Origin of the sequence: Collinsella sp. AM12-1 (assembly GCF_003472325.1) — a bacterium.
Taxonomy (GTDB): domain Bacteria; phylum Actinomycetota; class Coriobacteriia; order Coriobacteriales; family Coriobacteriaceae; genus Collinsella.
The window spans coordinates 23,792-41,649 of the sequence record NZ_QRLS01000016.1; the positions used below are offsets into that span (position 1 = coordinate 23,792).

The 17,858-nt window shown below is 57.3% G+C and carries 17 protein-coding genes; 8 read left to right on the top strand and 9 right to left on the bottom strand.

The window, feature by feature from the left end; translation table 11 throughout:
• Positions 1-68 precede the first annotated feature (68 nt).
• Complete coding sequence (gene rlmN, locus DW136_RS08110) at positions 69-1,121, top strand: 23S rRNA (adenine(2503)-C(2))-methyltransferase RlmN (RefSeq protein ID WP_118289384.1); 1,053 nt, start codon at positions 69-71, stop codon at positions 1,119-1,121.
• A gap of 199 nt (positions 1,122-1,320) precedes the next feature.
• Here rlmN and DW136_RS08115 read toward each other — a convergent pair whose 3' ends face one another.
• From DW136_RS08115 to rpmH, 9 genes are all read right to left on the bottom strand, one after another.
• Positions 1,321-1,575 carry a hypothetical protein gene (locus DW136_RS08115; protein ID WP_022093798.1) on the bottom strand — a complete coding sequence of 85 codons (255 nt, stop codon included), beginning with the start codon at positions 1,573-1,575 and terminating at the stop codon, positions 1,321-1,323.
• Entirely contained in the window at positions 1,565-2,470 is a 906-nt protein-coding gene (locus tag DW136_RS08120) for a ParB/RepB/Spo0J family partition protein (protein ID WP_199409702.1), read from the bottom strand. The genes DW136_RS08115 and DW136_RS08120 overlap by 11 nt, the downstream gene beginning before the upstream one ends.
• Positions 2,463-3,263 carry a ParA family protein gene (locus DW136_RS08125; RefSeq protein ID WP_118289385.1) on the bottom strand — a complete coding sequence of 267 codons (801 nt, stop codon included), beginning with the start codon at positions 3,261-3,263 and terminating at the stop codon, positions 2,463-2,465. Before DW136_RS08125 ends, DW136_RS08120 begins: the two co-directional genes overlap by 8 nt.
• Before the next feature lie 134 nt (positions 3,264-3,397).
• Complete coding sequence (gene rsmG / locus DW136_RS08130; protein ID WP_233546551.1) at positions 3,398-4,135, bottom strand: 16S rRNA (guanine(527)-N(7))-methyltransferase RsmG; 738 nt, start codon at positions 4,133-4,135, stop codon at positions 3,398-3,400.
• A gap of 96 nt (positions 4,136-4,231) precedes the next feature.
• Positions 4,232-4,801 (bottom strand): R3H domain-containing nucleic acid-binding protein, encoded by a 570-nt coding sequence (locus DW136_RS08135; protein WP_117786710.1) that lies wholly within the window; start codon positions 4,799-4,801, stop codon positions 4,232-4,234.
• A 45-nt stretch (positions 4,802-4,846) separates the two neighbouring features.
• The gene (locus DW136_RS08140) at positions 4,847-5,617 is read right to left on the bottom strand and encodes a YidC/Oxa1 family membrane protein insertase (RefSeq protein ID WP_117584025.1); all 771 of its coding nucleotides are present in this window, start codon (positions 5,615-5,617) and stop codon (positions 4,847-4,849) included.
• Positions 5,618-5,646: 29 nt separating this feature from the next.
• Positions 5,647-5,871: a membrane protein insertion efficiency factor YidD gene (gene yidD, locus DW136_RS08145; RefSeq protein ID WP_117584026.1), complete on the bottom strand. Its 225-nt coding sequence runs from the start codon at positions 5,869-5,871 to the stop codon at positions 5,647-5,649.
• Positions 5,868-6,206, bottom strand: coding sequence for a ribonuclease P protein component (rnpA, locus tag DW136_RS08150; protein WP_117766363.1), 339 nt, complete (start codon positions 6,204-6,206; stop codon positions 5,868-5,870). Before rnpA ends, yidD begins: the two co-directional genes overlap by 4 nt.
• A 20-nt stretch (positions 6,207-6,226) precedes the next feature.
• Positions 6,227-6,361 (bottom strand): 50S ribosomal protein L34, encoded by a 135-nt coding sequence (gene rpmH / locus DW136_RS08155; RefSeq protein ID WP_019127408.1) that lies wholly within the window; start codon positions 6,359-6,361, stop codon positions 6,227-6,229.
• Between the two features lie 345 nt (positions 6,362-6,706).
• Here rpmH and DW136_RS08160 point away from each other — a divergent pair, with 345 nt between their 5' ends.
• The 7 genes from DW136_RS08160 to gyrA all read left to right on the top strand — a co-directional run bounded on the left by DW136_RS08160 (position 6,707) and on the right by gyrA (position 17,696).
• Positions 6,707-8,059, top strand: a complete 1,353-nt coding sequence (locus tag DW136_RS08160; protein ID WP_118256742.1) for an ATP-binding protein — start codon at positions 6,707-6,709, stop codon at positions 8,057-8,059.
• 15 nt (positions 8,060-8,074) lie between these two features.
• A complete protein-coding gene (locus DW136_RS08165; protein ID WP_118289387.1) occupies positions 8,075-9,799 on the top strand; it encodes a DnaA ATPase domain-containing protein in 1,725 nt (574 codons plus the stop codon).
• A gap of 238 nt (positions 9,800-10,037) precedes the next feature.
• Positions 10,038-11,141, top strand: coding sequence for a DNA polymerase III subunit beta (gene dnaN / locus DW136_RS08170; RefSeq protein WP_099432409.1), 1,104 nt, complete (start codon positions 10,038-10,040; stop codon positions 11,139-11,141).
• Between the two features lie 9 nt (positions 11,142-11,150).
• Complete coding sequence (locus DW136_RS08175; RefSeq protein ID WP_117806590.1) at positions 11,151-12,257, top strand: DNA replication/repair protein RecF; 1,107 nt, start codon at positions 11,151-11,153, stop codon at positions 12,255-12,257.
• Positions 12,244-12,807 carry a DciA family protein gene (locus tag DW136_RS08180; protein ID WP_118260018.1) on the top strand — a complete coding sequence of 188 codons (564 nt, stop codon included), beginning with the start codon at positions 12,244-12,246 and terminating at the stop codon, positions 12,805-12,807. Before DW136_RS08175 ends, DW136_RS08180 begins: the two co-directional genes overlap by 14 nt.
• Positions 12,808-12,912: 105 nt before the next feature.
• Positions 12,913-14,943: a DNA topoisomerase (ATP-hydrolyzing) subunit B gene (gene gyrB, locus DW136_RS08185; RefSeq protein WP_117769723.1), complete on the top strand. Its 2,031-nt coding sequence runs from the start codon at positions 12,913-12,915 to the stop codon at positions 14,941-14,943.
• A 41-nt stretch (positions 14,944-14,984) separates the two neighbouring features.
• The gene (gene gyrA, locus DW136_RS08190; protein WP_199580218.1) at positions 14,985-17,696 is read left to right on the top strand and encodes a DNA gyrase subunit A; all 2,712 of its coding nucleotides are present in this window, start codon (positions 14,985-14,987) and stop codon (positions 17,694-17,696) included.
• Positions 17,697-17,858 lie beyond the last annotated feature (162 nt).

The window sequence follows — 17,858 nt, forward strand, 5'->3', positions numbered from 1 at the left end:
ATAATTTCTGCAGCTGATACCATATTGTAGCGATACCCTCTACGTTTCCCCAAAATCGAAAGGCTTCCATGAATCCCAGGACTAAATCTCAGGACATTCGCGACTTGAGCCAAAACGATATTCGCGAGCTCGTGGCCGAACTTGGCCAGCCCGCCTTCCGCGCGAAGCAGCTCATCGAATGGGTCTTTGAGAAGAACGTTTGTTCGTTTGACGATATGACCAACCTTCCCAAGGCTTTCCGTGAGCAGCTTAAAGAGGCTTTTGCCTTTGATACGCCGACTGAACTCACCAAGCAGGTTTCCAAAGATGGCTCGCGCAAGTATCTGCTCGAGTACCACGATGGCATTTCCGTCGAGACTGTCGGCATGCCCCGTCGTAACAAGCTTTCCGTCTGCGTTTCCACCCAGGCAGGCTGCGGCATGGGCTGCGCCTTTTGCGCCACCGGTCTCAACGGCCTCAAGCGCTCTCTGACCGCTCAAGAGATCGTCGACCAGGTGCTTCATGTATCCAACGACTTTGGCGAGCGTGCCACAAGTGTTGTCTTCATGGGCCAGGGCGAGCCGTTTGCCAACTACGACGAGGTTCTCAAGGCACTGCGTATCCTCAACGACCCCGATGGCATCGGTATCGGCGCTCGTCACCTCACCGTCTCTACCAGCGGCGTTATTCCCGGTATTCGCAAATTTGCCGATATCCCCGAGCAGTTCACTCTTGCCGTTTCCCTGCATTCCGCCATCCAGTCGACGCGCAACAAGCTCATGCCCGGTGTTAAGAAGTACACGCTGCTTCGCCTTCACGAAGCGCTTCAGTTCTACACCGAGAAGACTGGCCGCCGCCCGACCTATGAGTATGCCATGATCGAAGGCGTCAACGACACGAATCCCGAGATGCAGGCACTCTGCGACTTCTGCGAGGGAACGCTGTGCCACGTTAACCTGATTCAACTTAACGACATCGAGGGCAGCCCGCTCAAGCCGTCGCCGATTCATAAGGTTGAGGATCTTCAGCGTCGTCTTGAGTCCCGTGGCATCGAGACCACGATTCGTAACTCCCGTGGTAACGATATTGACGCCGCTTGCGGACAGCTGAAACAGCGCTTCAAAGTTCAGAAGAACGCATAGGGGAGTCGCACTCCAAAACGTTTCATGTGAAACATCGAACGGCCCCGGTTGCAGGATATGCAACCGGGGCCGTTTCATTTATTGACCTCAATTTTGAATCAGTTGCTTCCTGTCCCATTTTTTACGGCCAAAATAAGGGGCCCTTGTCTCATGAATCAGACAAGGGCCCCTTAGAATATGCTGAGTAATTGTTAGGTACCTAATAGCCTACATTTTCCCATTGGTTGCTAACCCAACCTTGATTAATCTTAGGATTTTTCGTTACCTGAGCAGTGCGCATGGCAACATCTTCTGTCATAACATCCATTTTCTTCTTGGACGTATCAACGATATCTTGCGCGCCACGAAGCAAACGACCTCGAAGTTCATCGTCTGTCGCGATCTTATATCCAGCAAAGGCACCAGCCGCGACAGTCGTCGCCAATGCAATCGCAGTTAAAATCTTATTCCTCATCTTGGTCTCCTTGATCAAACTGAATCATTTCACCAAGAATACGAGAGAGTTCTTCCTCGTCTTTAAACTCAATCTCAATCTTATTCTTTCCACGTGAGCTCTTCACACGTACGTTGGTATTAAATACCTGACGAAGTACACGGGCAGCCTTTTTAAAAGACTGAGGCGTTGCAGGCCTCGACGTTTTAGGCGTCTCTCCGGCAGAAAACAACGGAGCAAGATTTTCTGTCGCTCTTACGGAAAGACCCTCTGCAACAACCTTCTCAGCAAGTCGAATTCGAGCGTCCTCATAGGGAACAGCAAGAATCGCACGTGCATGACCAGCAGTAAGTTTACCCTCAAAAATCATCTGCTGAACAACTTCGGGGAGATCGAGAAGGCGCAGCGAGTTTGTAATTGCAGAGCGTGACTTGCTTACAGCCTTCGACAATGCCTCTTGGGTCATACCACTGGCATCAATGAGCTGGCGATACCCCTTGGCTTCTTCAACGGGATTCAGATCAGAACGCTGAAGGTTTTCGATAAGTGCAAGGGCCAGCATCTCTTCATCATTAACATCTTTAATGATGACAGGCAGTTCCTCAAGACCAGCAAGCTTTGACGCTTGGTAACGACGTTCACCAGCAATGATCTCATAGCCGTTTCCGTGCTTGCGAACCAAAAGCGGCTGCAAAACACCATGCTCTTGGATTGACTCACTCAACTCGCGAAGTTCAGTTTCGTTAAAGTGAATTCGCGGCTGATTAGGGTTGGGAACGATATCCTCAATAGGGAGTTTTGTTTCAGATGCGGCATTTGAAGCAGATGCAGCCGAACCACCGGTCTCATACTCGGCCTCTGAGACCAAAGCATTGAGACCACGTCCTAATCCGCCACGTTTCTTTGCACTAGGCACGCTTGATCACCTCTTTTGCAAGGTTCATATACGCTTTTGCACCCTTATTTTGAGGTGCATAGGTAATTACCGGTTCTCCAAAAGACGGAGCTTCGGAGATTTTAACTGTACGGGGAATCAACGTCTTAAACGCCTTATCACCAAAGTACGATTGAACCTCCTCAACAACCTGATTCGACAGAGAAGTACGCGAGTCATACATGGTCATAAGCACGCCATAGGTGTCTAAGCCCTTGTTCAGACGTGATTTGACCATCTTCATTGACTCAAGCAGCTTCGTAACACCCTCGAGTGCATAATACTCGCACTGGATCGGAATCAAAACACTGTCTGCTGCAGTCAAGGCGTTGATTGTAAGCAAGCCGAGCGAAGGAGGACAGTCAATGAAAATAAAATCGAACTCGTCCTGAATTGGCTCAAGCAAATCTTTGAGGCGGGTTTCACGAGCAATTGCGCTTACGAGCTCAATTTCCGCGCCTGCAAGCTGAATGGTAGCCGGAATTACGAATACCTTTTTGCAATTTGTATCAAGAACAAGTGATTCTGCCGTCACATCATTCAACAATGCATCATAGATGCAGCGATCAAGGTCTTCTTTTTCAATTCCGAATCCACTGGTGCTGTTTCCCTGCGGATCAAAATCGACAATCAGTGTCTTACGACCCTGCTCACCCAGTGCTGCTGCAAGGTTTACAGCCGTCGTCGACTTACCGACACCGCCTTTTTGATTGATGATTGCAATGATACGCGTGTCTTTTGCGCTCTTAGAACGCTTAACGTCGCGAAATCCCACGGTCCCTCCTGGTGTGTATTAAAGCTGTCAAACGGAGGATGTTTCACGTGAAACATTCCGATTCGATATCAACCGCCATGTTTCACGTGAAACACTGCAAGTTGTTAGTATCCATTATGTTTCACGTGAAACATCTAGGCAAGCGGATTCTTCTTTGCCATGCCATTTGCACGAGGCAATGAGACAGATGCTGGATGGCTCTTCTTAAGAACAATGAACTCCCTGTGGCCCAAGCCCTCAGGCAAATCGATTGCGTCATTCAGAAGCAAAGTAAAGCCGCAAATCTTAGCTGCTGACATGCCGGAAGCAAGCTCCTCATCCGAAGGATTGCCCTTGGTGATAACAAATAGCCCTCCATCTTTGAGGAACGGAGCCGCATACTCAACAAGAATCGGTAGAGGGGCCAGTGCGCGGGCGGTTACGACAGAGAACTGCTTCTTATGGTTTCGAGCATATTCTTCAAGACGATCATGGACCGCATGAGCATGTTTCAATCCAAGAGCATGGACAAAGGAATTGACAGCATCAACCTTCTTGCCAACAGAGTCAATATAAGTTGCTTTACGATGCGTGGCTATGGTTAACGGAATACCAGGGAAGCCCGCACCTGTACCCATATCGAGCAAAGCTCCCTCAGGAGCCTTATTGATATAGGGGAGTAAAACAAGTGAGTCGAGGATATGAAGTACTGCAGCATCTTCTACGTTGAGAATACGGGTGAGATTGGTTGTCTTATTTGTTTCCAAAACCAAATCCAAATGCTTGATACATTTCCTCAGCTCAACATCAGTTATGCTCGAGGAATACTCTTTGCAATAGGAAGTTAGGCGACTCAACATCTCGTCAGCTTGCTGCACAGTAAGTACTAACAACGAAAGCTCCTTTCTGACAAAAATCAGTGTATCGAGAACTTTTGACAAAAAAAGGGGACGTGGAAACCACGTCCCCTTAGCATAAGCTCGAGTAGATTATCGAGCAACAATCACCACATGGCGATCGGGGTCAGAACCCTCAGAATGAGTATCGACGGCATCATTGCCACGAAGTGCAATGTGAACCAGTCGGCGCTCGTAGGCATTCATGGGCGGAAGCGAAACACTCTTATGAGTGCGGATGGCACGCTCGGCAGCAGACTGAGCCATGGAGGCAACCTTGTCCTGTCGGCGGCTCTTGTATCCCTCGACGTCCACTACAACCGGATACCTAAAGCCAAGCTTGCGGCTCACCAGCAAAGAGAACATAACCTGAAGGGCATCAAGGGTACGACCATGACGGCCAATGAGAACAGCAAGGTCGGGAGCCGTTACATCCAGAATCAGCTCACCCTCGTCGCCCTCATACTCATCGATAGGAGAGTTGGCGGCATCGAAGTGCGAAAGGATGGAACGCAGGATGGAAATCGCGACATCGGCAATGGTGTCGAGCTCCTCGTCGGTCAGCTCTTCACCGGCCTTGTAGCGCTGTGCAATCTCGGGATAATCGCCCGCAATCTGCGGGGCAACCTCCTCAAGCATATCCTCGATGATCTCTTCAGACATAACGTACTCCAAAAGTTAGGTACCTAAATAAGATTGATATCCCGACTACTTCTTCTTGTGCGGGCGCGGCTTCTTCTCGCGACGGGTAACCTCGACCTGCAGCGGCGCGTTCTTGAGGCGCTCCTCCTCATCGGCCTTAGCCTTGTCGATAACCTTCTGTGTCACGAAGATCTGCTGGATAACCTGCCAGGCAGAAGACACATCGTAGTACAGCAGAACACCAACGGGAAGGCTCCAGCCCATCCAAAGCATCATGACCGTCATGACAACGGCCATCATACGCATGCTCTGGGCCTGCTGGCCGGTCTGGTTGCGCGACATATAGAGCTGCGGAATCAGGGTCAGGACGGCAAACAGGATCAGGCAGACCAGCGCAGGCAGTGCAACCATAAAGCCATCGGCAAAGGAAGCGCTCGGCGTGGTGGTCAGGTCGGGCAGGATGTTGAAGAACGAGAACGTGCCCTCGTTAAAGTACTGCGGCAGGTTACGAAGCAGCGTAAACAGGGCAAACAGGATAGGCATCTGAATCAGAAGCGGCAGACAACCAGCCATGGGGTTGAACTTGTTCTCGCTGTAGAACTTCTGCATCTCCTCGGCCTGACGCTGGGGATCGTCGGCATAGCGCTCCTGGATCTCGAGCATCTTGGGCTGCAGCACCTGCATGCGAGCCGTCGACTTGGTCGACTTGAGCATAAGCGGCGTCAGCAGCAGACGGATGATGACCACCAGGATGATGATGGACAGGCCCCAGTCGACCGCAAAGGTCTGGATGAGCTTGAGCAGCTCGAAAAGGATGTTAACGATCCAATCCCACATGTAAGTTTTCCTCCGATAGCGAGTGCCCGCTAGGGCACAGGGTCATAACCGCCGACGTGCAGGGGATTGCAGCGAGCGATGCGCCTCACGGCAAGCCAGCAGCCTCTCAAAACACCGTACTTCTCAATCGCCTGGATGGCGTATTGCGAGCACGTTGGGTAATAAATGCAGGCGTCAGGCAATAAGGGCGAAATAACCTGTTGATATATGCGAATAGGAGCGATGGCAACACGTCGCAAAACGTGATTGCTCATCGCTCCTCCCCGGCAACGCCGGCGCGTTTCATAAGCGAACGCAATGCCTTGTCCATCTCCTGCGGCGAGGAATCCCTCGTCTTGGGAGTTGCGAACAAGATGATGTCATAACCCGCAACGGGAAATCCGCAGCTGCGGGCGGCCTCGCGCATCACACGCTTAGAACGGTTGCGCACGACAGCACAACCGAGCCGTTTAGCACCAACGAAGGCGACCCTTCCGGAGTCGCCTTCGCCAACCGATTCACATATGGTCATTCGAATCAGAGGGTGATTGAAACGACGCCCCTGACTGAACACATGCTCGAAATCTTGCCGAGACTTAATAGTCTTCATGCGAGATGTGTGTATCGCTGCTAGACAGTGAGACGCTTGCGGCCCTTGGCGCGACGACGGGCGAGCACGGCACGACCACCCTTAGTGGCCATACGGGCACGGAAGCCATGGGTCTTGGCACGCTTACGCTTATTAGGCTGATACGTACGCTTCATCTTAAGTTCCTCCTGCTGCATTTCGAGTGTCCGCGGGGGCGCGGACGCAGATATAGACACGTGAGCTTGAAGATTGTAGGGAAATCAATGTTCAAATGTCAAGAAATCAAAGGTAAAAGGTTGCGCAGTTCACACGGTTCCCCCATAAGCCAAGCTCGATTTAGCGGTACATGGCAACTTTTCACGATATTTCATCCAGTTTTCAACAGGTCATGTTGGCAATGTTGAGAACTTTTCGTCCGTTTTCAAGAGTTTTCAACAGGTTTTGAAAAGTTGTCGAAAGATGAGAAACATTGCACGGTGAGCTACTATTTGTTCGAAACCTTTTGAAAGATTGCGAGCGGCATGTCTGACGACTTTTACACCATGGTCGATTCCGGAGACCCGGCACCCGACAACGAGCACATCACCGGCGTGCGCGAAGAGCGTGAGGAAGGCGAGCAGACGACCACGCAGGCGCCAAAAGCCATGTACGCCGCGCGCATCGCCGTCTATGACGACATGCTGTCGACACCGCGTGTGATCGTCATTGATCCGCAAGATGTCCGCACGTATTTGGAAGAGACGACCAACACCGTCTACCAGTGCATGAAAGAACAAGGTGGCCATATCTCGCTCATGGTCATCCGCGAGATTGTCGAAAACTTTATCCACGCACACTTTGCCGAGCCCATCATCTCGATTCTGGACGGCGGAGACACCATCCGCTTTGCTGATCAAGGACCCGGCATCGACGACAAGGAGCGCGCTTTCGACTTTGGCGTTACCAGCGCAAACAGCAAGATGAAGCGCTATATCCGTGGAACAGGAGCAGGGTTTCCCATGGTGCAGGAGTATTTGGAAAACGCCGGCGGGGCCGTGTCCATCGAGGACAATATGGGCAACGGCACCGTGGTTACGGTAAGCCTGGACCCTAAACGCGTGCAGGAAATCGAACGCGCCGGCGGGCGCGGTGCTGCCGTGCGGCCCGAGACGGAGCAGCCCGCATATCCCCTGCCGGGAGCTTTTGCGCAGCAGCCCATGGCAACGCAACAGATGCAGCCCCGCGTGGGACAGATGCAGCAGCCCGGAATGCTTCCTACACAAGAGCCCCAGGCGGCGTCGATGTCGATGCCGCCAAACGTGCCACAGGCCATGCCGCTGGCGGATCAGGATACAGCAGCAATGCAGCAGGCGACGGGGGCACCGGGTAGCCAGCAAATGGGCTATCAGCCGTACCAACAGGGATATCCATATCAGCAGATGCAGCCACTGGGGTATGGCCAGCAGTTCCCGCAGCAGTACCAGCAGGGATATCAGCAGCCGTACCAGCAGATGCCGCAGCAGCAGTACAACCCCTGGGCCCAGCAGATGCCTCCGCAGCCTTACCAACAGTGGCCTCAAAGTTTTCAACAGCAAATGCCGCCGATGCAGAGTTCTCAACAACCAGCAGCTCAAATGATGTATCCTAATGCAGCAAATCAGTATGCGCAGCCACAACCGGACGTGTTCGTAAGCGATCGCGGCAACGCCGCGCTGGGCTATCTGGCGCAAAATCAAGCGTGCGGTGCTACCGATCTGGCGAGGGCGTTTGGAAACTCGGCCCCCACTTGGTCACGCACGCTCAATGACTTGGCGCAGGCCGGCTTGGTCATCAAGCATGGCCAGAAATACCATCTGACCGAACTCGGCGCCGCTCGCGTGCGAGCTCAGAGCTAAAGAACGGGAGAGATAGTGGACGAGGAAGCAAGCATCATCCTGGGGGATGCCATCGCCTTTTGCCAGCGCGACGGCCAAGATGCACGCCTCATCAACATGCTGGGGCAATCGCGCGCCATAAGCCTAACCGAAGATACGCTCACGATCGAGGCCCCCTCGCGCTTTGCCATCGCGCAGCTCAAAAAGCATCAGCCGACCATTGAGGCCTACCTGGAAGAAATCGCCTTTGCACCGATTGCGCTCGACGTCGTGGCACCGCAAGGCGCCGCGACGGAATCCGCTGCCGCGACGGCGCCCGCCACGGCCCCCGCTGCTTCCCCGGCGGCGCCGGCCTCCGCAGGCGACGTGCCGACAATCGGGCACCAGCACAGCGATGTTTCCCGTGAAACCATGGCACCGTTGCCGACCGCGGCGGCGACGTCAACGAACGCACCCGTCACGCACATGCCCATCGCTCACGACGCAACGGCGGGCGCGGATTCGGGCATTGCAATCAAGAACACGCTCTCGGCCGATGATTTTCGTCGCATGATGAACCAGATGAAGGGCGGAGCGCCGACTAAGTCCACGCAAGCTGCGACCCCCGCTTCACCCATGCCAGCACCGACCGTACCGGCCGAGCAGAATGCGGATGGAGCTCCGCTCGCCGCGAACTCAAAATTTACCTTTGAGAACTTTGTCTACGGCCCCGAGAACAGCCATGCCTATCGCTCGGCACTCAAGTTTGCCGCCCTCGCGGACGAGCGCGGCACGTGCACATCGCTGTTCATCTACGGCAAATCGGGCCTGGGCAAGACGCACCTGCTGCTTGCCATCAAAAACGAGCTCGCCGAGAAGTCGCCCGAGATCAAGGTCAAGTATGCCAACTCCCAGGCATATCTGGACGACCTGATGACCGAGTTCGACCGCCAAAAGAAGAGCAACGCCCCTATCATGCAGGCATACCACGGCGTGGACGTGCTCATCATCGATGACATCCAAAACATCATCGGCAAGCGCGCGAGCGTGGACTACTTTTTCCAGCTCATGGACGAGTTCATCCGCAACAACAAGAAGGTCGTCATCGCGGCAGACCGCGCCCCCAAGGACCTGAGCATGGACGAGCGTCTGACCAGCCGCTTCAACGCCGGCATGCTCTGCCTGGTCGCAGAGCCCAGCTACGAGATGAAATACAAGATCTTGCAGCGCTATTACGAGAACACCATCGTCGCCGCTCCCGAGGCAGGCGACGACTCGCTGCTGGCGGCCTATGGGGGCGACGGCGGGCACCTGACCGACGAGCACTTTAAACACATGGCCGAGGTCTCGGGCACCAACATCCGCGAACTCGAGAGCTTCTGCGAGCGCTGCGCCGGCGAGGCGGGCGACCGCGAGCGCGAGGGCGGGGAGCTCACCTTTGACGATATCGACGCCATCGCCAGCCAGTACTTCGACACATCGGCCAAAAAGATCAACGTCCAGACGGTTCAGTCCGTCATCGAAGAGCAGTACGGCGTGACGCACGAGGAGCTCATCGGCCCGCGTCGCAACGCCAATATCGCCAAAGCACGCCATATCGCTATCTACTTGGCCATCGAGATGTGCGAGATGACGACCACGGCGGTGGGCGCCGAATTTGGCAACCGCAACCACTCGACCGTCAGTACGAGCTACAAAAAGGTCCAGAAGATGATCCAGGAAGACCGCACCGTCACCGAAGACCTCAAGTCGCTGCGCGATAAAATTACACTGCGCTCGTAGGGAAATAGAGACACCTGTTGAAAACTTGTCGAAACCACGGGCATAAGGTGTCTAAAACCCAACCTGCGGTGATGAAAAGTTTTGCGCAGGTTTTGAACGTGGAAAACCACCCCTGTTGCACACAGGTTGCTGTCGATTCTCTTTCTGGGTCTGACCTGCGTCTTTGGGAGTAATCAACAGTTTCGTCAGTGCTATTACTATTATTAAGATATTTATATCTATAGAAAGGTATTAAAAGATGAAGTTCACCGTCAGCCAGAGCTCGCTTACACAAGCCATCGGCGTCGTTATGAAGGGTGTCGCTTCGGCATCCACCCTCCCCATCCTGTCGGGCGTGCTCGTTAAGGCCCAAGACGGCATCTTGGAATTCCAGACCTCTAACTACACCATCTCGATCCGTCATCGCATCGCGGCGCATGTCGAAGAAGAGGGCGAGATGGTTATCCCCTGTAAGATGCTCTCCAATATCACCAAGACCCTCCCCGATGCCCCGGTCACCTTTGAGCTGTCCGAGCGCCAGGTGCTGATTGGTTGCGAGAAGAGCTCTTTTAGGCTGAACACGCTCGATGCCAATGACTTCCCCGAGTTTCCGGCCTATGCCATCGAGAGTGCCGTGGAGCTGCCGACCGATGTCTTGTCCGAAATGGTCGGCCGCGTGTGGCGCGTCACCTCGACCGACAAGGCTCGCCCCATCCTGGGCGGCGTGCACATGAAGGTCGAGAACAACACCGTACGCCTGGTGGCGACCGATTCCTTCCGCTTGGCCGTGTGCGATACGCAGGTCGAGACCTCGACCCTCGAGGGCTCCTTTGAGCTCAACGTTCCGGCTGACGCCTTTAACGACGCGCTGAACATCATGGCCAGCCAGGCGACCATCATGATCGGGGCTACCGACACCCAGGTCGTCTTCGAGGCCGGCAACACCACCTACGTGTCGCGTCGCATCGAGGGCGTGTACCCCAACTACAAGCAGCTCATCCCCGATTCGTGCGTGACGAGCGTCAAGATCGATGTCGCCGCCTTTAACGCCGCCCTCAAGCGCGTGGCCGTTATCGCGAGCGCCAACCCCGCCGTCAAGTTCGAGATCGATGTCGAGAACGGGCAGATGGGCCTGTCCTCCATTTCCAATGACCAGGACCTTGCGCAGGAGACGATCGATGTCGAGGCTGAGGGCGAGTCGGGTACCATCGCCTTCAACTACCACTACATCTTCGGCTGCCTCAATGCCCTGTCCAAGGAGAAGGAGATCACGCTGGAGCTCAAGAGCTACTCGCAGGCGGGCATCTTCAAGTCCTACGACAAGATCAACTACCTGTACCTGGTCATGCCGGTCCGCATCTAGCGCTGCGCCATGACCATGTTCGCCCGCGATCTTTCCGTCGCGCACTACCGCAGCTTCGATAGCTATCGCCTTGCCCTGGACGAGGGCGTGACGATACTTGCGGGACCCAACGCGGCGGGAAAGACCAATCTCATAGAGGCGCTGCAGCTGCTGACGAGCGGCGCCTCGTTTAGGCATCCGACCGCAGCCGAGCTCGTCCATGACGGCGTGGGCTCGTGCAAGATCGAGCTGAGGCTCGAGGGCGACGGCCGCGTGCTTGATATGGGATTGAGCGCGGAGGACGGTAAGCGCTCGTTTAGTCGCAACGGCAAGAGATGCTCTGCCGCCGGTGTGCGCGGGATTCTGCCGAGCGTGCTGTTTTGCCCCGACCATCTGGACATGGTTAAGCGAGGCGCCAGTGTGCGCCGCGCCGCCCTCGATGACTTTGGCATGCAGCTGAGCGCGCGTTATGCCGATCTTGCGAGCACCTATGGGCGCTGCGTGACCCAGCGTAACGCCCTGCTCAAGGAGACCTGGTGCTGTCGCGAGATGCTCGGCGCGTGGAACGATTCGATTGCTCGCGCGGGCTCGGCCCTGCTCGTGCACCGGTTGGCCCTACTCGACCGGCTGGCGGGCCATGTGCACACTGCCTACGGGCAAGTGGCGTCCGGCGAGGCTGCCAACGTGACCTATGCGTCCACGCTGGGGGATTTGCCCCAGGTCGAGGATCGCGAAGAGCTGAAGGGTTGGGCGTACGAGCGCATGCTGGCCGCCCTTGACGAGCATGCCGACGAGGAAATTCGCCGCGGCGTGACGTTGGTGGGACCGCATCGCGACGAGATCGAGTTCACCGTGGCGGGTCGCTCCGCCCGTTCATTTGCCAGCCAAGGACAGCAGCGCACGCTGGTACTGTCCTGGAAGGTGGCCGAGGTGGCCGTGGCTCGCGATGTCCTGGGCACCGCCCCGCTGCTGCTTTTGGACGACGTGATGAGCGAGCTCGACGGCGAGCGTCGCGGCGCTTTCCTGCGGCTGATCGGCGATGATATCCAGACGGTCATAACTACGACCAACCTGGGGTACTTTACCGATGACCTGCTTGATCGAGCCAAGGTGGTGAGCATGGGTGAGACGTGCTAATTACGAGCGCGAGAGCGAGACAGTCGCCTTCAGTGGATTTTTGAACGCAGAGCGCCAGCGCATCCTGGCGGCTGCAACGCCTAAGCGCCGTGCGCAGATGGAGGCCGCCGAGGAGTCGCGCGCGGTCTATCGCGCATGGAACGCGGTGTGCTCGGGCACGCGCGAGGGACGGCATGTGACGGGGCTGCGCTACCTACCCGAGTCCAATGAGCTGCTGGTGTATCTCGACTCGCCCTCGTGGACGCAGGAAATGACGCTGTTGCGCGAGATCATCCGTGCGCGCATGGAGCGCGCCGGTGCGCATGTGGACGGCCTGGTGTTCAAAACCACCGCGCCCGGTCACACGCCGCCCGCCGCCAAGGAGCGCCTGCGCCCGGCGACGACCGAGCGACCGCCGGCCCCGCACGCCGACCTAAGTGAGGCCGAGCGTACCGAGATCGAGCGCCAAGTGGCGCCCATCGAAGACCAAAAACTGCGCGAGGCCCTCGAGAATGCCATGAGAGCCAGTGCCGAGTGGGCCAAGGGCGTGCAAAGCAAAAAAGAGCCTTAAATCGCATCTGGTGGCCTTGTAGAGCCAAATACCCTCGTTCCCGAGGGTATTTTTTTACGATAAACTAGTAAGGCTGTACACATTTTCTTGACTGAAGGAGGACGTGTGGCAAACGAAAACGATTACGATGGCGGCGAGATTAAGATTCTCGAAGGTCTCGAGGCCGTTCGTAAGCGCCCGGGCATGTATATCGGCTCGACGAGCGCCAGCGGTCTGCATCACCTGGTGTGGGAGATCGTTGACAACTCCGTCGACGAGGCCATGGCCGGTTTCTGCACCGAGATCCAGGTGACGGTCCACGCCGACAACTCCATCACGGTCGTCGACAACGGGCGCGGCATCCCCGTCGACGAGCACCCTGTTAAAAAGATCCCGACGCTCGAGGTCGTTATGACGATCTTGCACGCCGGCGGTAAGTTCGATAACTCGGCCTATAAGGTCTCGGGCGGCCTGCACGGCGTGGGCATCTCCGTCGTCAACGCACTGTCCAAGCGCGTGGTCGTTCAGGTTCGTCGCGATGGCAACACCTACGAGATGGAGTTCTCGCGCGGCAAGACCGTCAAGAAGATGGAGGTCGTGGGCACCTCGGATTCGACGGGCACCACCGTCACCTTCTGGCCCGACGACGAGATCTTCGAGACCTGCATCTACGATTTCGATACGCTGCACAACCGTCTGCAGGAGACGGCGTTCCTCAATAAGAACCTTAAGATTGTGCTGACCGACGAGCGCGAGGCGACTCCCCACGTGGAGGAGTTTTGCTACGAGGGCGGCATCATCGACTTCGTCAAGTTCCTCAACGAGGGCAAGGACGTCCCTGAGGCCTTTAAGGAGCCCATCTACATCGAGGGCAAATCGGACCCGGACGCGCCTGTGGCCAAGATGGGCGAGGTCGAGGTTTCCCTGCAGTGGAATAGCGGCTACGGCGAGAACGTCATGTCGTTTGCCAACGACATCTACACTCCCGAGGGCGGCATGCACCTTGAGGGCTTCCGCACCGCGCTCACCCGCGTGATCAACGACTACGCGCGCAAACAGAACCTGCTCAAGGAAAAAGACGCCAACCTGACCGGCGACGATGTGCGCGAGGGCCTTTCGGCCGTTATCTCGGTCAAGCTGCCCGATCCGCAGTTTGAGGGCCAGACCAAGGCCAAGCTCGGTAGCTCCTATATGCGCGCGCTCACGCTCAAGATCGTGACCGACGGCCTCGCCGATTACTTGGAGGAGCATCCCAAGCCCGCCCGCGAGATCGTCAAGAAGGCGCAACAGGCCTGCAAGGCGCGCAACGCCGCCCGCAAGGCGCGCGAGGCGACCCGCCGCAAGAGCCTGCTCGAGACGGCGTCCCTGCCCGGTAAGCTCGCTGACTGCTCGGTGCGCGATGCCGAGCTGACCGAGCTCTTCATCGTAGAGGGCGACTCGGCAGGCGGTTCGGCCAAGGACGGCCGTCGCCGAGACATCCAGGCGATTCTGCCCCTGCGCGGCAAGATTCTGAACGTCGAACGCGTTGGTGACCATCGCGCATTCTCGAGTGACACCATCCAGTCGCTGATTACCGCGATCGGCTGCGGCGTCACGACGAGTGCCGGCGACGGTGGCGACTTCGATATCACCAAGGCGCGCTACCACAAGATCATCATCATGACCGATGCAGACGTCGACGGTGCGCACATCCGCATCCTGCTGCTGACGTTCTTCTACAAGTACATGCGTCCGCTGATCGATGCCGGCTACGTCTATGTTGCCTGCCCGCCCATCTTTGGCATTAAGGTGCGCAACAAGATCCACTACGTGTATCCCAACGGCCGCCAGCCCGAAGACGAGATCCTGCGCGACACCATCCAGAGTCTGGGCCTGAACCCCGACGACAACGACGAGGACGGCAAGGCCAAGGACGGCAAGATCACCAAGAAGCGCAAGGGCTATACCGTCCAGCGCTACAAGGGTCTGGGCGAGATGGATCCCAAGCAGCTTGCCTCAACGACGATGGACCCCAAGACCCGCATCCTGCAGCGCGTGTCGATCGAGGATGCCGTGGTGGCAGACCGCGCCGTGCGCGAGCTGATGGGTTCCGAGGTCGGCTATCGCCGCGAGTACATCGAGAAGCATGCGCATGATGCACGCTTCCTTGACGCTTAAGAGGAGGTAACGTGGCAGACGATATCAACAATAACGAGGGTATGGGCGAGGCCGGCGATGCCGGCATGCCCGACGATCTGAAGCGCCTGCTTGCCCGTGCTGAGCAGGGCGAGGACGGCGATCCGGATGCCTATAACCCCGATGCCGATGATGACGAGGAAGAGGACGACGACGGTGAGCTCGAGGAGAGCTTTGGCGAAGTCGATCGCGGCGCCTCGGCCGGCGAGGATATCAACGGTGGCCAGCTCCAGATTTCGGAGTTTGGCCGCGAGATGAAGCAGTCATTTATTGAGTATTCGATGTCGGTCATCACGGCGCGCGCCCTGCCGGACGTGCGCGACGGCTTAAAGCCGGTGCACCGCCGCATCCTGTATGCGATGAACGAGAGCGGCATCTACCCCAACCGCCCGCACAAGAAGTCCGCTTGGACGGTCGGCGAAGTTATCGGTAAGTACCATCCGCACGGTGACTTCGCGGTCTACGAGGCAATGGTTCGTCTGGCGCAGTGGTTCTCCATGCGCACGCCGCTCATCGACGGCCACGGCAACTTCGGCAACATCGACGGCGACGGCGCCGCTGCCATGCGTTACACCGAGAGCCGCCTGGCAAAGCCCGCCATGGAGCTGCTGCGTGACCTGCAGAAGGATACCGTCGACTGGCAGCCCAACTACGACGAATCGCTCGCCGAGCCTCAGGCGCTGCCTGCGCGCTTCCCCAACCTGCTGGTCAACGGCAGCCAGGGCATCGCCGTCGGCATGGCCACCAATATCGCCCCGCATAACCTCACCGAGGCGATCGAGGCAACCTGCTACCTGATCGATAATCCCGACGCCACTGTCGACGAGCTCATGCAGATCATGCCCGGTCCGGACTTCCCCACCGGCGCTATCATCATGGGCAGCGCCGGCATTAAGCAGAGCTACGAGACCGGCCGCGGCTCCATTACCGTGCGCGCCAAGGCTCACGTGGAGTCCACCAAGACCGGCCGCAACCGCCTGGTCTTTACCGAGATCCCCTACATGGTCAACAAGGGCACCCTGCAGGAGAAGATCGCCCAGCTCGTCAACGACAAGCGCATCGAGGGCATCTCGGATATGCGCGATGAGTCCAACCAGAAGGGCATCCGTCTGGTCATCGAGCTCAAGAAGGGCGTCATTCCGCAGGTCGTGCTCAATAACCTGTATAAGTACACCTCGCTGCAGACGACCTTCGGCGCCAACAACCTAGCGCTCGTCAACGGCGTCCCCAAATGCCTGAGCCTGCGCGAGATGCTGCAGCACTACATCGACCACCAGGTCGACGTCGTCACCCGCCGCACCCGCTTCGACCTTAAGAAGGCCCAGGCCCGCGCGCATATCCTCGAGGGCTACCTGATGGCTCTCGACCATATCGACGAGGTCATTAGCATCATTCGTTCCTCGCAGACCGACTCCGAGGCCAGCAGTCGCCTGATCGAGCGCTTTGGCTTTACGCCCGAGCAGACCACGGCCATCCTCGAGATGAAGCTGCGCCGCCTGACCGGCCTGGAGCGCGACAAGATTCAGGAAGAGCTGGACGGCCTGCGCCGCGCCATCGCCTACTACGAGGACCTGCTGGCGCACGAGGAGAAGATCCTGGGCGTCATTAAGGAAGAGATGCGCGAGATCTCCAAGAAGTTTGGCGATAAGCGCCGCACCGAGATCAGCCAGGTCGAGAAGGACCTGGACGTCGAGGACCTCATTGCCGACGAGGACATGGTCGTGACCATCACCCACACCGGCTATGTCAAGCGCATCCCGGTGGCCGCCTACCGCGCCCAGAAACGCGGCGGCAAGGGCGTGTCGGGCGTCAACCTCAAAGAGGACGATGTCATCGACGAGATGTTCATCGCGTCCACGCACGAGTACGTGCTGTTCTTCTCGAACAAGGGCAAGGTCTATCGCCTGAAGGTGCATGAGCTGCCGGTGGGTACGCGCCAGGCGCGCGGTACCGCGATCGTCAACCTGCTGCCCTTCGAGGAGGGCGAGAAGATCGCGAGCGTCATCAGCTGCCGTGAGTTCCCTGCCGACGAGTATCTGATGTTTGCCACCAAGAGCGGCATGGTCAAGAAGACCGTGATGAGCGCATATGACCGCAGCCGTCGCGACGGCCTGATCGCTATCAACCTGCGTGACGACGACGCGCTGCTGAACGTGCGCCGCGTGCGCGAGGGCGACAAGATTATCCTGGCCACCACCGCGGGCAAGGCGATCATGTTCTCCGAGGAGCAGGTGCGCGCCACCGGCCGCGATACCAGCGGCGTTCGCGGTATCGGTATGAAGGACGGCGTGAGCGTTCTGGGTATGGAAGTCACTAACGGCAACGGCGATCTGTTCGTCATCACCGAGCGCGGCTACGGCAAGCGCACGCCGGTCGCGGACTACCCGGAGCAGAATCGCGGCGGCCAGGGTGTCTACACCATCCAAATGACCGAGCGTAAGGGTAACCTCGCGGCCATGAAGACGGTGGGCCCGCAGCACGAGCTGTTCATCGTGACGGAGGGCGCGACGGTCATTCGCGTCAAGACCGACGAGATCAGCCAGACTGGCCGCGCCACCCAGGGAGTCAAGATGATGACCGTCGACGACAACGACCGCATCTGCGCCGTGGCCCGCATGACGGCCGCCAAAGAGAAGCCCGAAGGTGAAGCCACGGAAAACGGCTCTGCCCCCGAAGAGGCCCCAGTCGACCTAGGCGACGGCAACGACATGCCAGAAGATCTCCTAGACGAGTAAGAGGTCCTAGCTGGTAAAAAATTATCAGACCCCATATATCGGCGGTCGGCGCACTGCGCGCCGACCGCTTTTTTGACAACCTTGGACCCGCGTTCGCCCCGGCCGCGCGGCGGCATATGAAGTCGATCGCGAGTTCCGCACGAGCCGGAGAGCACTTAATGT

Excerpts from the sequence above, each read along its gene's own strand:
- rlmN (WP_118289384.1), top strand. The coding sequence starts at position 69 with ATGAATCCCAGGACTAAATCTCAGGACATTCGCGACTTGAGCCAAAAC.
- DW136_RS08115 (WP_022093798.1), bottom strand. The coding sequence starts at position 1,575 with ATGAGGAATAAGATTTTAACTGCGATTGCATTGGCGACGACTGTCGCG.
- DW136_RS08135 (WP_117786710.1), bottom strand. The coding sequence starts at position 4,801 with ATGTCTGAAGAGATCATCGAGGATATGCTTGAGGAGGTTGCCCCGCAG.
- DW136_RS08140 (WP_117584025.1), bottom strand. The coding sequence starts at position 5,617 with ATGTGGGATTGGATCGTTAACATCCTTTTCGAGCTGCTCAAGCTCATC.
- yidD (WP_117584026.1), bottom strand. The coding sequence starts at position 5,871 with ATGAGCAATCACGTTTTGCGACGTGTTGCCATCGCTCCTATTCGCATA.
- rnpA (WP_117766363.1), bottom strand. The coding sequence starts at position 6,206 with ATGAAGACTATTAAGTCTCGGCAAGATTTCGAGCATGTGTTCAGTCAG.
- rpmH (WP_019127408.1), bottom strand. The coding sequence starts at position 6,361 with ATGAAGCGTACGTATCAGCCTAATAAGCGTAAGCGTGCCAAGACCCAT.
- DW136_RS08160 (WP_118256742.1), top strand. The coding sequence starts at position 6,707 with ATGTCTGACGACTTTTACACCATGGTCGATTCCGGAGACCCGGCACCC.
- dnaN (WP_099432409.1), top strand. The coding sequence starts at position 10,038 with ATGAAGTTCACCGTCAGCCAGAGCTCGCTTACACAAGCCATCGGCGTC.
- DW136_RS08175 (WP_117806590.1), top strand. The coding sequence starts at position 11,151 with ATGACCATGTTCGCCCGCGATCTTTCCGTCGCGCACTACCGCAGCTTC.
- gyrA (WP_199580218.1), top strand. The coding sequence starts at position 14,985 with ATGGGCGAGGCCGGCGATGCCGGCATGCCCGACGATCTGAAGCGCCTG.